Raw genomic sequence first — 17,027 nt, 5'->3', positions numbered from 1 at the left:
TCGACGAGGCGCGGGGAGCCGCCCTGCACACCTGGGGCGTGGCGGACGGCCTGGAGGTGAGCGCGGTGCCCGGGCAGCCCGGGATGACGGTCCGGCCCGGGACCGCGCTCGACGCGGCGGGGCGGACCTTGTTCCTCGAGGCCGGTGGGACTGCCGTCGTCAAGCAGGACCTCGATCCCCAGCAGATGCTGAACGTCCCCACCGTGGAGGTCACCGCCGACGGGGCGCGCCTGCCGACCTCGGGTGTCCAGCCGAGCACCCGGCTGCTGACCCTGACCTGGCGGGAGACGGTTGGAGAAAACCGCCTGCTCCGGTTCCACGCCCCGTGGCTGCGGCTGGTGCCGAAGGACGGGTTCGAGGACACGGGCGGGCAGGTGGTGCTCGCCGAGGTGACCCTCGGCGAGGCCGGTGCCGTCACGGCTCTGTCGCCGGGTCCGCGCCGTGCGGTGGGCGTTCCTGTGGAGCGGGTAGAGCTGCGGCACCCACGGGTCACTGCGGAAACCGGCACGAGCGTCGGCCAGAGGGAGGGGGCCGAGCTGCGGTCCCGCGCCGACGGCGGCCTGGACCTCACCGTGCCTACCGCCGAAGGTGCCCGGCGCATCGCGTTCTCGACCCTCGGGACCGACGGACGGGTGGGGATCGGTACATCGTCCCCAGGCGCCGCACTGGAGATCGACACGCGTACGTCGAACGCATCGGGGCTGCGGATCACGGCACCCTCGGCTGAGCAGGCGAAGATCGAGCTCGCGAACGACGACGTCGGCCCCGGGTACGCGCTCTCCGCCGGTGATGACGGGAAATGGCGTCTGCGCGCTGTGGAGACCGGGACGGATCTGCTGGTGGTGGATCCAGACGGCGGGGCGGCGGTGCCGGGGAACCTGGAGGTGGGCGCGTTGCTGCAGGTCGGCGGCGGGCTGAAGTTCGCTGAGGACGCGCGAATTGAGGGCTCCATGAGTGTGGCCGGTGAGGTGAGCGTCAGTGACGCGGTGCAGACCCAAGTCCTGTCCGTGGGCAGTGACTCGTCTTTTGACGCTTCGCTGGAGATCGCCGGCGGGCTGGCCGTGGCCGGCGGGCTGGACGTCGATGCCGACGTGAATGTCACGGGCGACACGAGTGTGGCCGGCAGGCTGGGTGTCGCCTTGGACGGCTCTCCTGAGGCTGGTGTGCATGTGGACGGGGTGGGGTTCCATGCGGGGGGCGGCGGGGGCGGGTATTCCTTCGCGGACCGTGCCCGCGGAGATTTCGTCGAGCGGCCCTCGGCGGGGGAGCGCTGGGTCTGGTACGCCTTCGACGGGAAGGCCCGGTTGTGGTCGGGTCTGGACCTGGTGACGTCGGGCATGGGGTCTGGTGACGCGCTGGACGTGCGGCGCCGGATGCGAGTCCGGCAGGGTGACATGCCGCCCGACCATTCGGCCGGGATCTGGTTTCATCAGACGGCTCCCGACAGTGACCAGGCGTTCGTCGGAATGGAGACGGACACCAGCGTGGGGTTCTGGGGCAACACCAATGCGGGCTGGGGCCTGGTGATGGACACGGGCTCGGGGCATGTCTCGTGCCGTGACGGGTTGTCCGTCGCGGGGGAGGCGGCTCTGGGCTCGCACTTCGGCCGGCGTGACGGGAAGGCCACGCTGCACCTGTTCGGTTCGATAGTCCGGGACATCGAACCGGGCATTCTGAGTCTGCAGAGCGGTGGCGATGTCGTCTCAATGAACGGTGAGAACGACCGGGTCGGCGTCGGGACGATCAATCCTTCGTTCAAGCTGGATGTCAGGGGTGACATGCGGACCACCGGCGTCATCGTGAAGCCGGCCGGATCGTTCCGGATCGACCATCCGTTGGATCCGGCGAACAAGTACTTGTCCCACTCCTTCGTGGAGTCCCCGGAGATGACCAACGTGTACTGCGGTGTGGTCGAGACCGATGAGGACGGCAGGGCGAGTGTAGAGCTGCCGGACTGGTTCGAGGCGTTGAACCGGGATTTCCGCTATCAGCTCACGCCGGTGGGGATACTGGCCCAGGCGGCGGTGGAGAGTGAGATCAAGGAGAACCGGTTCACGGTATGCACGGATCAGCCGGGTGTGCGGGTGAGCTGGCAGGTGACGGGGGTGCGGCACGACGCCTTCGCCGAGGCGCACCGTATCGCCGTGGAGGAGGACAAGCCGCCGGCGGAGCGTGGTTGTTTCCAGAACCCGGTGGAGCACGGCCGGCCCAGAAGTGCTGGTCTGCCGGAGCACAGGGAAGGAGTGTGTGATGAGTGAGCAGGTGACGGCGCCCAGGCGGATGCGGGAGCGTCTTGCCGAGCTCAGGGCGGAGTACGGCAAGGGGCAGGAGCAGCTGCGTGGCCTGGTGGCACAGGAGACGGCGACGCGTGAGGCGCTGCTGCGGGTGAGCGGGGCGATCAAGGTGCTGGAGGAGATGGTGTCCCAGGAAGGGGACGGCCCGGACCGGAAGCAGGGCGAGAGTGTCGACGGTGCCTCGCCGCCGGCCCCTGCCCGCGCGGTGAACGTGCCGTAACTGCCCGTTCCGTCCGGGGCGGAGCCTCGGCAGCCCTGGCCGGGGCCTCGCGGTTCGGGCGGGCCTCGGTGAAAAGGAGGCAGGTGAGACCCCGACGGGGAGGGGCCTGTATGGGAACCGTGAAGGGTCCGGTACGGTCCGACATGGTCTGGCACGGACCACGACGGGACCTGAGGCTGACAGCAGGGCAAAGGTCAGGCGGACGCTTTCTGCCTGAATCTTTGAGGAAGGCGCCGCAAGGTGCCTCCGGGCGGTTCCAGTTGGTCACAACCCCCCGCAAGGCGCACCATGAAAGGGACGGGCAGGCAAGGCGTTCGGCCCCGACGCCGGCAGCCACGCCTACCCTGGTGGCGCAGTCTTCCTTCACGAAGGCCACGCGGCACAACACACGAGGAGCGCCGAGGCGGACCCGCGGAACCAGGAGCCGAACGGCGATCGGCACCACCCCCACCGGCCCGGCCCGGTGCTGCCGCCCACCGCCTCTGTCGGCACCGGACGCACCAGGCATGACCGGGCGGCCGATGTCCTCCCCCACCACGACGTACGCCCCGTCCCGGGACGACGCCGCCGAAGGACCGTGAACCGCCATGGGCGTTAGGGACGAAACCCGCCAGGAACAACAGCGACAGGCGGCCGCCGCCAGCCGTTACGAGGAGACCAGCGAACGGCGCCGACAGACACGCCAGCAGCTCAAGGCCGTGGTCCCCTTCCCCGACTCGCCCGAAGCACTCGCCACCCGCGCAGCCCGCCTGCTTGAGCGGCAGGCCGTACCCGCCGCCATGGTTGGGGAAGCCGTCCAATTCAAACCCCTGGACGCACCCGCCGCCTTCGAACGGATCCTCGGCGTCTCCAAGGAACTGCACGCATGGAACTTCCTGCCTCGCCGCGCCCGCAGCGTCGCCCGGATCTCCGCCTGCGAGTGCGGCCGCGAACTCCCCGTCGGAACCGGCTTCCTCGTCTCCCCCAGCCTGCTGATGACCAACCACCACGTCCTGCCCGACGCGGACACCGCACTCACGTGCTTCCTCGAATTCGACGCCCAGGTCACCGTCGACAACACCCCCCAACTGCCCATCCGGCTCGGCTTCGCGCCCGACACGCTGTTCCTGGCCGACAAACGCCTCGACTTCGCCCCCGTCATGGTCGCCCCCGGCCCGGAGGGCACCCCACCAGGACAGACGTTCGACTGGCACCGGCTCAGCGCCCACCTTGACAAACCTGTCATCGACGAACCCGTCAACGTCATCGGCCACCCTATGGGACGCCTCAAGGAGATCGCCGTACGGGACAACGCCCTCGAAGCACGCCTCGACGACTTCGCCCGCTACCGGACCGATACCAAACCCGGCAACTCCGGAGCCCCCGTCTTCAGCGACCAGAGGGAGGTCGTGGCGCTCCACCACAGCGGCGTGCCGAAGACCGATGAGCAGGGCCGCGTCCTGCGCCGCGACGGACAGGTATGGCAGCCTTTCGACTGCCAGGACGCCGCCAACTGGACGTCCAACGAGGGAGTGCGCATCAGCTCGATACTGCGGCACCTCGCCTCCCTGCCCGTCACCCCCGCACAACGGGCACTGCTCGCCGAGATGAGCCCTGAATCGGGACTGGACACCACCACCGCCACCACCGGCACCGGCAACCCGCCGCCCACGGCCTCCCCGACGGCCACGGACACCGGCGGACCGGCTCCCGTCCCGGCACCGGATCCTGTCCCCGCACGGGCCACCACCGAGGCGGCACCCGCCTGCACGGGCCTGCGGGCCCGCGACGGCGCGTTCGGCGGCTGCCAGCACCTCCTCTTCCTGCAGGGCCGCTCCCAGCCGGGGAAGGACCCGGAACTTCTGCGCCGCGACTGGGCGGCCGAACTCAACCAGGACCTGCTCTGGGCCGGACAGCCCCCCGTCGACCCCACCGACATCTGGTTCCCGTTCTACGGCAACCGGCTGATGGACACCCCGGCAGAACACGTTGCGATCCCCATGGCCGCCCCACTCGACACCGATGACCCCGTCACCCCGGCCACCGCCGTTCCCACCGCCCCCACCCCCCGGGCCCTCTACGAAGAACTCCTCACCGAGGCAGCCACGACTTGGCACATACCGCCCCCTCACACAGCAGGGCCCCGCGCGGATCGGCCTGGACCCGGCCATCGGAGCCCTGAGGCGGCACTTGGGCTGGCTGGCCGCCAGGAGCGACCTCGAGACCTGAACCATCTCCCTCATCTTCCGCGAGTTGTCCACCTACCTCGACGACCGCCGCGTCCGCGACGAGGTCCTGAGCTGCGTGCTCGAAACCGTTCCTGGCACCGGCGAGATCGTCCTTCCTGGTCAGCCACAGCCTGGGCACGATCGTCGGCATGGACCTCCTCACTCGACTGCCGCCTGGTGTCGAGGCCGTCCTCCTACCCACCGCGGGCAGCCCGCTCGGCATGGACAGCCGTACAGTCGGCTGCTCTGCGGCGGACCGCGGGACCCGGAGAAGGTGACGGACTGGCTCAACGTGTGGTGCCCGACCGACGCGGTGGCCATCGGATGCCCGCTGACCGACGACTGGGGATTCGGGCCGACGGTCGCACTCACCGACCTGGCCGTCCTCAACGCCCGCGAACCGTCCCACACCATCGCCGAGCACCTCGTCCACGTCCACGCGGCCCGCTCCATCGGCAGCCGCCTCGCCTCCTGAGCACCGACGATCCCGGAACCAGAAAGCCGCCGTGATGAACACTTTCCTTCGCACGCACCGTGAAGAGCGCCCCGGCCAAGCCCTGCAGACCGCGCAACCCCCGCGCACCCAGGTCGTCACCGGGCGTGGCAGCCCCGTCGAGCAGGCGGCCGACATGCTCGCCGACCGCGCCCTGGCCGTCGCCGACCGGCTCGGCGCAGCAGGCTGGAGGCAACCGGCCGAGCGCTCCGCCCGACACCCTGAGGAACGCCCCTCCTCCGCAGCCGGAGTCGTGCCGGAAAGCCCCGGGCGGCCCCTGCCCGCACCCATACGCGTGGAGATGGAATCGGCCTTCGGCCACGACTTCCGCGGCGTACGCCTGCACAGCGGACAGGAGGCCGCCCGGATGGCGCGGGCCCTGGGTGCGCGCGCCTACACCTACGGGCGGGACGTCGTCGTCGGCCGAGGGGAACCCGTGCACGGCCCGGCCGGCCGGCAGTTGCTGGCTCACGAGCTCGCCCATGTCGTGCAGCACGACGCCTCCGGCCATTCCGTCGTCGCACGCCAGGAGAAGCCCGGGCCAGACGGCCGGACCGACTCCGGGATCCGCAGCGAGCTCGAACGGCTGACCGGCAAAAGCTTCGCTGAACTCGTCCTCCGTCTCGGCCGCGGTCCCATCGTCATCACACCCCGCGAGCTGGAGGCGGAGCTCGTGAGAAACGGCACGCTGCGGCGCCCCGAAATGGACACGTCAGAGCCTGTCGTCATCGACGAGGTGCTCGTCCCCGATCCCTACAGGGACGCCTTCGTCACCGAGGGCCGGGTCGGCCGTGCGTCCCAGGTGGACCGGGCGAAGAAAGCCGGCCAACAGGCCGTGAGAGACGCTTTCCTCTCCGGAATGGCCGGAGGGCTGTCCGGCACCCGGACGGGCGCGGCCTCCCAAGGCCTCGTGAAATCGGCTCCCGTGACCCGCCGCTACGAGCCCCGGCCGCCCACCACGTACACCACGAAACCAGGAACACCAGGTCCGAGGACCCCGCTGCCCGCGGCGACCGGGACCCCTCCGGCCAAGGCCACCGGCGCCCCCGGGTCCGGATCCGGGAGCGGTGGGCCCGCACCGCCGCGGCAGCTCACCGACGACGAGAAGTGGCAGCAGGCACAGGACGCCCTCCGGAAACAGCAAGCAGCAGCAACCGCGACTCCGAGAAACACGCTGGCGGAGCTGTATCCCACACCCGAGGCGGCGATCGGCCAGGTCGAAGGGCGGGCCCAAGTGGTCGGCAAGGTGGAGACCGAGAATCCGGCTCTGCGCGCCCAGGGGTTCACCAAGACCTGGTACGTGGTGGATAGCGCGGGCGTCCAGTGGACGGTGCACCACAACCCGCGCACCGGCCGCTTCACCGGCGCGCACCACTCCGGATCGAACTATTGAGGGTCGCCGCGAGCGGCACGGTGTTGTCACGTTGTTGGGTGCGTGACTGTCCGATGGTGCGTGCATCAGGGCGTGGTGGGCCCGCGGTCAGGACCTGCGTTCAGGCCTGGTTGGCAGCGCCGGTGACCTGACCCCAGATGGCGAGGCGAAGCGGATGGTCATCTCGGCTCGACAATCAAGGACGGTCATCAGGTGCCGGTGCGGCCGGAAGTGCGGGGAGATGCCGCTGAACGCGGACAGGAACCGCTGGGCCCCGCCGGTACTGCGGAAGCCCGTCATCGCGCGTTCCCGCTGCCGCGTGGGCTGATGAGAGTTCTCCGCCCGGTTGTTCAGGCCCTTGTGCTAGCGGTGTTCAACGGAGGGCATGACCTCGCGGTGGGCGGCGCCGTAGGAGCGGAGCCTGTCGGTGACCACCACCCGCGGGACCGTACGCGTCTTCTTCATCAGGCGGCGAAAGAAGCACCGGACCGCAGCCTTGTCCCGGCGGCTCTGCCCCAGGATGTCGAGCACGTTGCCCTCGGCGTCCACGGCCCGCCACAGGTACTTCAGCTCTGACTTGACAGTGGTCGCCCGCACTCGCCCTTCGCGGTCGGAAGCACTCCGAGAGCTGGTATCCCGCCGAGCGGCTGGCTGCCTACTGCTGCACGCGTCGCTCGCGAAGGCACTGACTCGGCTGCCTCCCGCTGGAGATGCGGCTCCCGGTTGCGAGCCCAGCGTGCCCCTCGAAGCGGCTCTGCACGGCACTGGCCGCTCCGTACCCCAGCGACGGCACGATGACGTCCGCTCGCGCTGTCCACCCCACGCGCGGATGGGTGAGGCCGCCCCTACGACCCATGGCCCACCGACACGATCAAGCTTCGCGGCGGGCCACGTCACGTCCCGTGCGGAGCGGGCGGGACGCCTCCCGATGACATGCCGCCTCTGCGGGACTCCGCTCAGGACACCCGGCGGTCTACGGCCGACAGCCGGTAGCCGGTCAGGCAATGCGCCACGCGACGGCGTAGGGCTGCGGGAATCGGGTGATGCGGTGGGCGCGGACTATGACCGCGATTTCTCCGGTGGGGATGTCCTCCCACTCGACCTGCTCGACGTTGTTGATGCGGTCGAACCCTGCCGACGTGCCCATGTTTCCGTGGCGCTCCCGGCCGTCGGTGGCTTGCACGACGAGGTCGAGGTCGTTCTGCAGAGCCGCGCCGGGAGGGTCCGTCCAGACCAGCGTGACCTTGAACGTCGGCTCCGGGCCACCGTCCCGCTCCGGGATCCGTATGCGCAGCAGCTTCTGTTCGCCCTGGTCCAGCGGGCCGCCCTCGTGGAAGCCCGCACGCGCGTCGTCTCCGGGGAGGACCACCGAGCGGGAGAGGTCGACGCGGCCGAAGCCGGAGTTGTTGTTGGGCGACGGGCCCGCTTCCGACGGGGAGTACTGGCCCAGGAGTTTGACCGTGCCGTTGATCAGCATGGCTTTGATGAGGGCCGCGCTCGGCCGGGGGGTGCCGTTCTTCACCAGGGTCTCGCGCAGGACCGCCACGCAACCGGCCACCAGGGGCGTGGCCATACTCGTACCGCTCAGGAAACAGAACTTCGGGTCCGCAGAGGCGCCGAAGGGGTCGCCGGGGAGACTTGATGCGGCACGCGACAGTGCGGAGAGGATCGAGGTGCCCGGGCCGACGACGTCCGGCTTGATCCGGCCTTCCCGCGTCGGTCCGCGGTTGCTGAAGGCAGCCATTCCGTCGGGGTTGTCCGCCTGCCGGTCGTCGCGGATCGGGTTGACCGGAAAGTCTCGGCTCCAGAGTTGGCCGTAGGTGGAGCGGATTCCCGGGCGGCCGCTCTCGCTGGCCCCGACGGTGATGCCATTCTTGGCCGCCCCTTCCGATCCGACGTCTCCCAGGTTGACGCGGCCGTCACGGTCCCGGTCATTGCCGTCGTTGCCCGCCGCGAAGCAGATCACGAGGTCCTGGTTGTTCCAGACCATGTCGTCGATCTCGAACGAGCTGCGGTCGTACGGCAGCCCGGGCTGCACCGAGCCCCAGGAGTTGGTGTGCACGCGGGCGCCGTCGTTGTCGTAGGGAGGCGTGAAGAGGTCGCGAAGGTCCACGGGGATTCCGCCGAGCTTCCCGCGTCGGTCCAGGAGCGACTGCAGCACCAGGGTGGCCCGGGGTGCGGTGCCCTGGACGGCTCCACCCATCGCGGCGGACGTGGCGTCACCGAGCACGGAGCCCGCGACGTGGGTGCCGTGCCCGTCGGGGTCGTCCGCCCGGGTGGGCCGGCCCAGGGCATACAGACGGGCGACCCGGCCGGTGAATGCGCTGTGCACATTCGTGGTGGAGCCCAGGTCGAAGCCAGTGTCGGCCACCGCCACGATCTGTCCCTCGCCTTGCTGCGGGGTGCCGTCCACGAGCACGTCGGCGTGCAGGATCGGCCTGGCGACGCCGTCGTACAGACTCCGCTCGGGGACTTCTTCAATCTGCCGCACCTCGTCCATGGCCGTGAGAGCCGCCAGGGACTCCTCCGGCACCTCCACACGCAGCTTGTCACGGGCCGGATACAGGTCGTCGGGACTGATCCCGGCGGCCGCCGCGATCCGCTGCCGCACCTCGTCCGAGCCCGGGTCGACATCGTCGTGGAGGACGACGTCGACCGTGCGCGTCCCCGGGACCAGGGCTTCGGTGGGTGCTCGAAGGACCGAGATATCGGGCCGCATACCTTCCCCGCGCAGCGAAGGAGCGATCTTGAAACCCTCGAGATACACATCCGCCCAGGTCACGAAGGGCAGGTCACGGACCGCGGCCAGGTCGGACGGCTGGTAGCCGCACAGATACGTGTTCACCGACACGTACTCGTGGATTACTGCGCCCAGCTGCGCCAGTTCTGCCTTCTCCTCGGGGGAGAGCACGTGGTCGGTCTGGACGAGCAGGTAGTTGGACTGGGAGGCGTCCTCGGCGATCAGGTTGGCGTCGGCCAACTCGGTTCTCTGGGCCAGCGGGTCGACCGTCACGCCGTTGATGGTGATGCGAGCCATCTGGAGCTCCGTATTCCGTAAGCGTTGTCACTCAGAAGTTGTCAGGCGATGGTGAGGTCGATGACAACGGGACAGTGGTCGGAGGCCTTGGGCTTGTCCATGCCGACGCCCGGGAACCGCGGCCCGGTGTAACGGTCGGCTCGTAGCGGCATGCCCATGCGAAGGATTTCGGGCACCGACTCAACGGATGCCTCGGCCAGGGACGCCGAGGAGAGCAGGTAGTCGAGCTGCCGGTACTCGTTGCCGCCCTTGAAGAAGTGGGTCCACTGGTCGGCCTCAGGAAGGCGGGTCACCACGTTCTCAACCTGGTCCCACTCGACGAGGCTGTCGATGCCGGAGCTGCCGTCCGGCCCGAGGTAGTCGTTGAGGTCGCCGAGGACGACGAACGGATGGTCTCCGGGAGAGGCGGATCCGAAGCGCTGGATGATGAGTTCCTTCACCTTGGCGGCTTGGCGCTGCCTCTTTCCACGGGTTTGAGGGCGGCCGCCCATCATGGACTTGAAGTGGTTGACGAAGAGCGTCACGGTCGTGCTCTTCGATTCGCTCTCCCGCACCTCGACATCGACCTCAAGACAGTCCCGCGAGAACAGCGTCGCGGTCGGACTCCCGGGGTCCATCAGGTGCTGGTGCGAGCGGATACGAGTGATGGGCAACTTGGACAGCACGGCGACGTCGATGAGGCGTGGATCGTTGCCGTCCACACCTGCGGCATAGGGGTACTCGGTGCGCCCGCCGAGGGCTTGTGCCCGGAAGTGCTTGAGGGTGTCGACGTTCTCGACCTCTTGGAAGGCGAGCACATCCGCACGGACCTCACGCACGGCTGCTCCGGTGATGGCCTTGTCGTCGACGCCCAGCTCCTCGAACTGGGTCTGATCGACGACCCAGCCGCGTGTGTTCGCGTGAGCGGGGTTGAAACCGTCTCTGAACCGCCATCTGGCGAAGAGATTTTCGACGTTGAAGGTCGCCAACCGCAATGTCGTGGACATGGGCCCTCCCACGACCGGATCGCAGCCCCGGAATCGCCGGAGCCAGTGGTGGAGGGGCAGACCCGTAAAAGGGGGCCGACAGCGTCCGAGACCTTGTGCCGCTCGCCGACCCGGTCCACGGGCAGGCCCGCGGGGACATACCAACAGTGTCCGCCTGGCCTGGCGCTGCGGCAACGCGAGGAAGTGAGGGGTACGCAGTCGGCCCACCACGTCCGGGGCGAATCGGCTAACCGCTGCGCGAGGGCGACCCCCGACCAGCCTGCGCGCCCGACTGAGTAGACGCCCTCTCCAGTACCAAGCCACGGACCGCGTCCCGCATTGCATCGGGGTCCCGATCGGCCTCGTCCATCAGGCGCTGTAGGCCGTCTGGGACCCCCTCCGGCCACTATCTCAACGACCTGCCGAACCATCCGTGAAAAGCAATTGCGGCTGCGATACTACTCGCCGTCCTGGTCAGAACTGCCGGCGACGGATGAAAGAAGTGGACCGGTATCGACGCTTGGGTTCTGACGTTTGTCGCAACACAACTTGCTCATTAGTCGTGTGCGGGTGGCGAGGCGGGGATGTAAGCGCGGACTAGATTGGTCTGCCGGGAGTTGCTGCGCAACAGCTGCGGCATCTCCGGCGCAGACCTGGCGCACGTTGTCACGCCGATGGCCCCAAGACCTGTCAGGGAAGGCGCTGGTGCGGCTGTCTGGTCGGGCGGCGTCGCGCGGAGGGTGTAGTTCCAGGTGCTGTGCACGGGGTGGGTTTCATGGGACCGGACCGGCATCCGTGCCTTGCTGATCGCCACGACGAGCGGACGGGCGTTGGTTCCAGTGCTGCGTGAAGGCGCTATCCGACGCGGGTGGTGGTCCCAGTCGCCAGTCGTGACTGTCGCATGGTCAGTCGGCGTGCCCGAACTCGATGTCCAGGCTGACCTTTTTCACCGTGACGTTCGTGACGTCGGCTTCCCCCACGCCGAGGCTCTCCAGCAGGCCGAAGTCCGTGTTACCGCTCCGGGCGCCCGCGACGCGTGCCTCGCGCAGGCCGCTCTCCGGGTTCGCCCGGCCCGGATCGACGGTGTAACGCATGCCACCGATCTCCATTACGTAGGCCAGCAGGCCCACCTCGATCGAGTGATCCCCGGCCTGTCGCAGCTCTTCGGCGGTGAAGGACTCGCCCGGCACCAGCTGCAGCTTCAGTCTGCGCTTCGCCCCCGCCTCCAGCCGGAATCCGTTCACCACGTCGTCGAGGTCGAGCGCCCACCCCTTCTCCGCGAGGACGCTGGGCATGATGACCCTGAGCTTCATATGCACGGGCCGCGGGAGATTGTTGCCGGCGACGAAAACGGCGTCGGCCATTGACGCGAGCAGCGCCTCGGACCCCGCGCCGCCGGGCACGACGACGACGTTGCGCCGGCCGATGTTGTTGTCGTTGGGCACCAGCCGCCATTCCTCGATCGACTCCGAGCCGGTGATGTGCACCACGTTGCTCGGGTCGCCCGCCGTGGTAGCGATCACCAGCGCGCAGTCGTGGCCGTGGACGTTCTCGTTGGGTGTCCATTCGAACGGACCGAGGACGACCTCCCCCGCGCCGTTGGCGGGAATGCTGGGTACGGTGAGCCCTGCCGGTGACATGGCCGTGAAGTCGTCCGGCCAGGTGAGCCCCGCTCCCGGCAGGCAGTGGTAGCCCTGGACGGTCACTGTCCCCGATGCCGAGGTACCGCGGTTCTTGACCTTCACGTAGAAGAAATTCTTTGCGCCCGCGATGGCGTTCTGGTGTCCCGGCAGGCCGTCGGGCGCGTTCCTGTTCCACATGGACTGATTGGCCCAGTGCACCGGTTCGAACTGGTACTCACCGGCGCGCCCGTCATCGATGTACACGTCGACGGCCGGTGGCTTGCCGCCGTACGATCCTTGCTTCTCGAACGCCCAGCGAATCACCTTGTTGTAGGCGCCGCCGGACAGGCCCTCGGACAGCCAGTTCTGCAGGTCCGCCTTCTGCAATTGCTCGCACCACAGGTCGGCGTTGTCAGGGTTGGTGGGCGGGGTGAGCGGTCCGATGGCCCGCAGAATTAGGTATGTCGCGGCGCGGGAGGCGAACAACCGCCTTCCCAGGTCCGCGTGGTCGCCACCGATCAAGCGGTAGATCCGGAAGTGGCAGGTGGCCAGGCTCTGTTCGCTCTGTTATTGCTTGTCGTCCTCGGGGCCACCCCCAGAGCCATGTGCGGTCGAAGCGCCGCGGCGGCCCGCGCCGGAATGGCGTAGCGGAACCGCTCCGTCGTTCCCCGCAACGCGGACTCGGGATCCATCTGCAGAGCGGCCAGGCCGTCGCCGGCGCTGTGTGCGAAGTCGAACGTGCCCTTGCCCACATGGTCTCCGAGAGTGCCGTGACCACCCATCTCGTGCCAGTGCACCCACGGGTCGACCGATCGGCCCAGGGGCTGGGCGGTGTTCGTGAGGTCGCACAGGGAATAGCACTGGTGGCCTGTGCCGCCGAAGCCGTTGGGCGACCAGTGGGCGTTGATGTCGTCCACGCCCGTGCCGCGGTGGTCGATCGGGATGGGGAAGTCCGTCCCGTCGAAGTAGCTGGCTATCGGGAAGCCCAGATCGGCGACTCTGCGGAACAGCTGGGTCTGGTGGTAGTAGGCGTTCACGGCCGCGAAGTCATCGGTCCTCGGCGGGAAGTTGAAGTCCGACCCCGCCGGGCGGCTGGGAGGAGCAACGTCCGGTGCCTCGACGTCCTGGATTTCCACGAACGCGCCCCGCAGATTCTGTTTCCCCGCGACCGGCGGGTCCAGATCGTTGAGCACCTCGCTGGAGTCGTGGTTCTGCAGAATGGTGTCACTGTCGTCGGAGGTGACGCTCAAGTCGCCACTGCCTACCTGCGGGTCGACCCGGAAGACCATGCCGCTGACGAAACAGGTCTGGCACTCGATGTAGAGCACTGATCCGGTCTCCACCTCCGCGAGGACGAGCCAGACCAGGTCGCCGTACTCCGGAAGGGCGTGCCGGACGATCATCTCGGCGCACAGATAGGTGCGTCCGGGCTCGATCGATGCGTCGACCGGGGGGATGTCCGGGAACGGCGGTGTGGTGCCCTCCCTGGCCCCATCCTCAGGGACTTCTTCCTCGCCTTCCGGGCGGGGAAGGTCGTTGCGGGTGGGCCCGGATCTGCCGTCGAAGCGGAGATCCGGCCGGTAGCGGTAGGCGACGAACCGCCCGTTCATCAGGCTGGTCGCGGCGGGCTGTCCCTCTCGCCTCCTGGCGGCCGGTCCGGTGAGCCCGAGCGCGCGCCGGACGACGTCTGTCGCTTCCGCGACCTCGGTCGGGACGTCGGCCTCAGCGTTCTCGCGGTGCGTGACGCGGCCCAGGAAATCCGGTCGCCGTCCCGGAAGAGCCTGCGGTAGTAGTCGATCCGTTCCTGGCTCGGCAGCTCGCCTTCCAGACCGGCGTCCGTGTTGTTCGTGACGCCGACGATCCGGTTCGGCCCCTGTTTCACCTCGACGGATATCCCTCGACGGAAGACCGGCACGTCGAAGTAGGTCTGCGTGAAGGGCGGAACCGCACGGCGAGTGCGTCGAGGTCCGCGGGGGCGGCCTCGGCTCCATACGCCGCGAGGGCCTGTCGCCAGGTGGTGCGCCGCCGGGTGGCCTCCCCGGGCGGGCACGGCACGGTGAGCACGCCGAGCGGTCGACGCTTGGTCGGCGCCCATGGTCGGCTGCCGGCCAGGGTTACGACGTCGGCGTAGGCCGCCAGCCGGTCGGCCAGGGCCGGTGTGCAGGGGGATTCGACGTCGTCGAGGTGGAGCAGGACGCCTTGCAGGGTCGCCTCACGGAAGATCAGTTCCAGGACGGCGTCGTCATGCAGGATGTCCTCGGTGTCAACGGCCAGGACGGGTACGGCGAGTGCGCCGGCGAGTGCTTCGGCGGTGCGCCGCTGTGCCGCGCCGGGCGGGCCCTGGAAGTACAGCCGTAGCGGTGCGCGTCCCCACGCGTCGCGCACCATGCGGTAGAGCGCCTCGTCCTCAAGGGGGGCCGGTGGCGGTGCCAGCAGCTCGCAGTAGGCCGTCAGCCTGCGGTCGAGGCTGCCCTGGTCGAGCAGGACATCCACGATCTGCTCGTCCAGCACGAGGAATCGGTCGGCGACGGGCGCCGCCTCGGTGTGCGGATCCGGTTCGAGCCTCAGTACGCGTCGGCCGAGCAGCGGAGCCTCCGCGCCGAAGTGGCGGCGCGTGCGCTCCCGCGCGGTGACCGTCAGCAGGTCCAGCGCGAGGCCGACCGTGGGGAGCCTGCGGTTGACGTCGTCCTGGAGATAGCCGTACAGCCGCTCGTACCGGGGGTCGACCTCCGGTGCGAGGGCGAGCAGAACGACGTCCAGTTCGAATTCCGAGCTCGGGATCGGCGCCGGTCATGGCCCCGCCATCAGGCCATTTTGTCCGGGTCCACCGCCGGTGAGCGCGGTCGTAGCGGCCTGGCTCTCTTGTTCACCTCGTCCCATTCCTGCGGCAGTCCGTCGATGATGATGAACTTCTCGCCGTTCTCTTCGATGATCTTCCCTTCGAGCTGGTCGACATCAAGCCCGTAGTACTTCAACATCAGGTGTTTGAAGTATTTGCGCTCATCGATGATCCAGGTACCGACGGGTGTCTCCCATGCGCCTTTCCGGTACATCAGGATGACGTCCACCACGGACGCGACCGCCATCATCCGCCCCGCGAAGCCCTCCACCGCCTGGGTGAGGCCGCCGCCCCGTACTCCGGATGCCATACCCCTCGGCGCTCGCAGCGGTATCACCGGCTCCGACCGGGGCAGAGCCTCGACCCCGGCCGTCGCCCCGGATTCCGTCGCCTGTTTGAGCGCTTGCGGCAGCTCGACCTTGGGCTGTCCGGCGGTGGGGGCGACGGCGGCCGGTGACGAGGGCGGGATAGGCCCCACCTTGGGCGGTGCCGTGGGTGTGACACCCTCTCCCCTGATCTTTCCCGAAGCGGTGTGGCGCGCCACGTCGGCCTCGGTAGTGGGCCGGTCGGGCTGGGGCTTCATGGCCTTCACCGGGCGGTTGGGTGCGCCGACCGTCTGCCGTTTCGGGTGAAGCACGGAGTGCGCCGCGTGGAGGTCGTGCGGTACCGGAGTCGCCAGCGCGCCTTGGCCGACATGGTGGTGTTCCAGTACTTGGCCCTTGTACGCCGCGTGTTGCGGGTACCTGCTCACCCACACGTCGTCGACCACCGGCGAGCGCCCATGCGCGATGGCATCGAGGTTGCTCCGGCTCAGAGCACCGCCGGTGCCGTAGTGGTCCCTCCAGCGCTGCCAGAAGAGCTGGGAGTCACGCAGATAGCCGAGCTGGCTGGATGTCGTTCCCTCTCCCTTGCCCACCCAGGGCATCTCGACGACTTCGGCAGGCAGCAGCAGCGGATTGTTCGCGGCGGGCTGCCGCATCACGCCCGGCGAGTAGGCTCCGGCGACCTCCACGGTCGCGCCACCAGGCAGCTCCGCCTCGCGCGCGGCGGCCTCCGCGCCGTGCTCCAGCCCCGGGTCGGCGAGTGCGCCCGGGGCCTGCCTTCCCGTTCCCCGGGACTGCTGGACCGCGTGCGCGAGTTCATGGGCGAGTAGACGGCGACCAGCCGCGGTGCCGGCCGCGTACTGGCCGCGGGCGAACGCGATGTGATGGCCGAACGTGTAGGCCCTGGCTGACATGGCCTGCGCGGACTCGGACGCCGCGGCGTCGGTGTGCACGCGGATCCGGGAGAAGTCGACGCCGAACCGCGTCTCCATCGCGGTTCGTACGGACGGCTCCAGTGCCTCGCCCCGCGTGCGCAAGCCGTACCGCACCGCTTCGGGCTTCTGGGATGCCGGTGGCAGCGGCCTCGTCTCCCGTTCGGCGAACTCTTGCATGCCGTACCCCATGCCCTACCCCTTGAGGAACTACGAACCAGCCTAGTCCTCCCTTTCGCTCAGGGCATTCCCACAAGAGACCTGTCCCACTCCTTCGTGGAGTCCCCCGACATGGCGAACCTCTACGCCGGAGTGGTGGAGACCGATGACGTGGGTGAGGCGACGGTCGTCCTGCCGGACTACTTCGAAGCCCTGAACCGCGACTTCGCTAACAGCTCACGCCGATCGGCTCCCTGGCACAGGTGGCGGTGACGAGCGAGATCAAGGGCAACCGCTTCACCGTGCGCGCCGATCAGCCGGGCATCAAGGTGTCCTGGCAGGTGACAGGGGTGCGGCAGGACGTCTGGGCCGAGGCCCACCGGATCCACGTGGAGGAGGACAAGCCGGAGGAGGACCGGAACCACTACCTGTACCCGGCGGAACACGGACAGCCGGAAAGCGCGGGCATCCTGAGCCACAGGGAGTGGCGTGCCGGAAGTCGGTTTTCTGGACGACGCGCAGGTGCATGTGGAAGCTCATGGCCCTACCCTCGTCACAAGCGCC

Annotated in this window: 11 protein-coding genes and 1 pseudogene; 5 read left to right on the top strand and 7 right to left on the bottom strand. The window is 68.8% G+C overall.

The window, feature by feature from the left end; translation table 11 throughout:
* The first annotated feature begins 83 nt into the window (after positions 1-83).
* From MQE23_RS42875 to MQE23_RS42860, 4 genes are all read left to right on the top strand, one after another.
* Positions 84-2,258 (top strand): hypothetical protein, encoded by a 2,175-nt coding sequence (locus MQE23_RS42875; protein ID WP_243382257.1) that lies wholly within the window; start codon positions 84-86, stop codon positions 2,256-2,258.
* The gene (locus MQE23_RS42870; protein ID WP_243382256.1) at positions 2,251-2,514 is read left to right on the top strand and encodes a hypothetical protein; all 264 of its coding nucleotides are present in this window, start codon (positions 2,251-2,253) and stop codon (positions 2,512-2,514) included. Before MQE23_RS42875 ends, MQE23_RS42870 begins: the two co-directional genes overlap by 8 nt.
* Before the next feature lie 587 nt (positions 2,515-3,101).
* Positions 3,102-5,231 carry a serine protease gene (locus MQE23_RS42865; protein WP_243382254.1) on the top strand — a complete coding sequence of 710 codons (2,130 nt, stop codon included), beginning with the start codon at positions 3,102-3,104 and terminating at the stop codon, positions 5,229-5,231.
* A complete protein-coding gene (locus MQE23_RS42860; protein ID WP_243382252.1) occupies positions 5,231-6,607 on the top strand; it encodes a DUF4157 domain-containing protein in 1,377 nt (458 codons plus the stop codon). Before MQE23_RS42865 ends, MQE23_RS42860 begins: the two co-directional genes overlap by 1 nt.
* A gap of 234 nt (positions 6,608-6,841) precedes the next feature.
* Here MQE23_RS42860 and MQE23_RS42855 read toward each other — a convergent pair.
* The 7 genes and pseudogenes from MQE23_RS42855 to MQE23_RS42825 all read right to left on the bottom strand — a co-directional run.
* Positions 6,842-7,150 (bottom strand): annotated as a pseudogene (locus tag MQE23_RS42855) (DDE-type integrase/transposase/recombinase); the annotation flags it as partial.
* Positions 7,151-7,583: 433 nt separating this feature from the next.
* On the bottom strand, positions 7,584-9,623 hold the full coding sequence (locus MQE23_RS42850) for a S8 family serine peptidase (protein ID WP_243382250.1): 2,040 nt from the start codon (positions 9,621-9,623) through the stop codon (positions 7,584-7,586).
* Positions 9,624-9,664: 41 nt separating this feature from the next.
* The gene (locus tag MQE23_RS42845) at positions 9,665-10,609 is read right to left on the bottom strand and encodes an endonuclease/exonuclease/phosphatase family protein (protein WP_243382248.1); all 945 of its coding nucleotides are present in this window, start codon (positions 10,607-10,609) and stop codon (positions 9,665-9,667) included.
* Between the two features lie 884 nt (positions 10,610-11,493).
* Positions 11,494-12,732: a hypothetical protein gene (locus MQE23_RS42840; RefSeq protein ID WP_243382246.1), complete on the bottom strand. Its 1,239-nt coding sequence runs from the start codon at positions 12,730-12,732 to the stop codon at positions 11,494-11,496.
* The gene (locus tag MQE23_RS42835) at positions 12,729-13,820 is read right to left on the bottom strand and encodes a hypothetical protein (protein WP_243382244.1); all 1,092 of its coding nucleotides are present in this window, start codon (positions 13,818-13,820) and stop codon (positions 12,729-12,731) included. Before MQE23_RS42835 ends, MQE23_RS42840 begins: the two co-directional genes overlap by 4 nt.
* A gap of 268 nt (positions 13,821-14,088) precedes the next feature.
* On the bottom strand, positions 14,089-14,721 hold the full coding sequence (locus MQE23_RS42830) for a hypothetical protein (protein ID WP_243382242.1): 633 nt from the start codon (positions 14,719-14,721) through the stop codon (positions 14,089-14,091).
* 293 nt (positions 14,722-15,014) lie between these two features.
* Positions 15,015-16,484, bottom strand: coding sequence for a DUF4157 domain-containing protein (locus MQE23_RS42825; RefSeq protein ID WP_279345207.1), 1,470 nt, complete (start codon positions 16,482-16,484; stop codon positions 15,015-15,017).
* A gap of 111 nt (positions 16,485-16,595) precedes the next feature.
* On the opposite strand from MQE23_RS42825, the gene MQE23_RS42820 reads away from it, so the two are divergent.
* Positions 16,596-16,736 (top strand): hypothetical protein, encoded by a 141-nt coding sequence (locus tag MQE23_RS42820; RefSeq protein WP_243382238.1) that lies wholly within the window; start codon positions 16,596-16,598, stop codon positions 16,734-16,736.
* Positions 16,737-17,027: the final 291 nt, after the last annotated feature.

The sequence above is a fragment of the Streptomyces sp. HP-A2021 genome (assembly GCF_022807935.1).
GTDB classification, from domain to species: domain Bacteria; phylum Actinomycetota; class Actinomycetes; order Streptomycetales; family Streptomycetaceae; genus Streptomyces; species Streptomyces afghaniensis.
Note: the sequence above shows the minus strand (reverse complement) of the source record. Positions and strands in the feature narration are given on the sequence as shown.

Coding starts and splice junctions, on each gene's coding strand:
- MQE23_RS42835 (WP_243382244.1), bottom strand. CDS start 13,820: ATGAACGGGCGGTTCGTCGCCTACCGCTACCGGCCGGATCTCCGCTTC.
- MQE23_RS42820 (WP_243382238.1), top strand. CDS start 16,596: ATGGCGAACCTCTACGCCGGAGTGGTGGAGACCGATGACGTGGGTGAG.
- MQE23_RS42845 (WP_243382248.1), bottom strand. CDS start 10,609: ATGTCCACGACATTGCGGTTGGCGACCTTCAACGTCGAAAATCTCTTC.
- MQE23_RS42870 (WP_243382256.1), top strand. CDS start 2,251: ATGAGTGAGCAGGTGACGGCGCCCAGGCGGATGCGGGAGCGTCTTGCC.
- MQE23_RS42860 (WP_243382252.1), top strand. CDS start 5,231: ATGAACACTTTCCTTCGCACGCACCGTGAAGAGCGCCCCGGCCAAGCC.
- MQE23_RS42865 (WP_243382254.1), top strand. CDS start 3,102: ATGGGCGTTAGGGACGAAACCCGCCAGGAACAACAGCGACAGGCGGCC.
- MQE23_RS42850 (WP_243382250.1), bottom strand. CDS start 9,623: ATGGCTCGCATCACCATCAACGGCGTGACGGTCGACCCGCTGGCCCAG.
- MQE23_RS42875 (WP_243382257.1), top strand. CDS start 84: ATGACGGTCCGGCCCGGGACCGCGCTCGACGCGGCGGGGCGGACCTTG.
- MQE23_RS42825 (WP_279345207.1), bottom strand. CDS start 16,484: ATGCAAGAGTTCGCCGAACGGGAGACGAGGCCGCTGCCACCGGCATCC.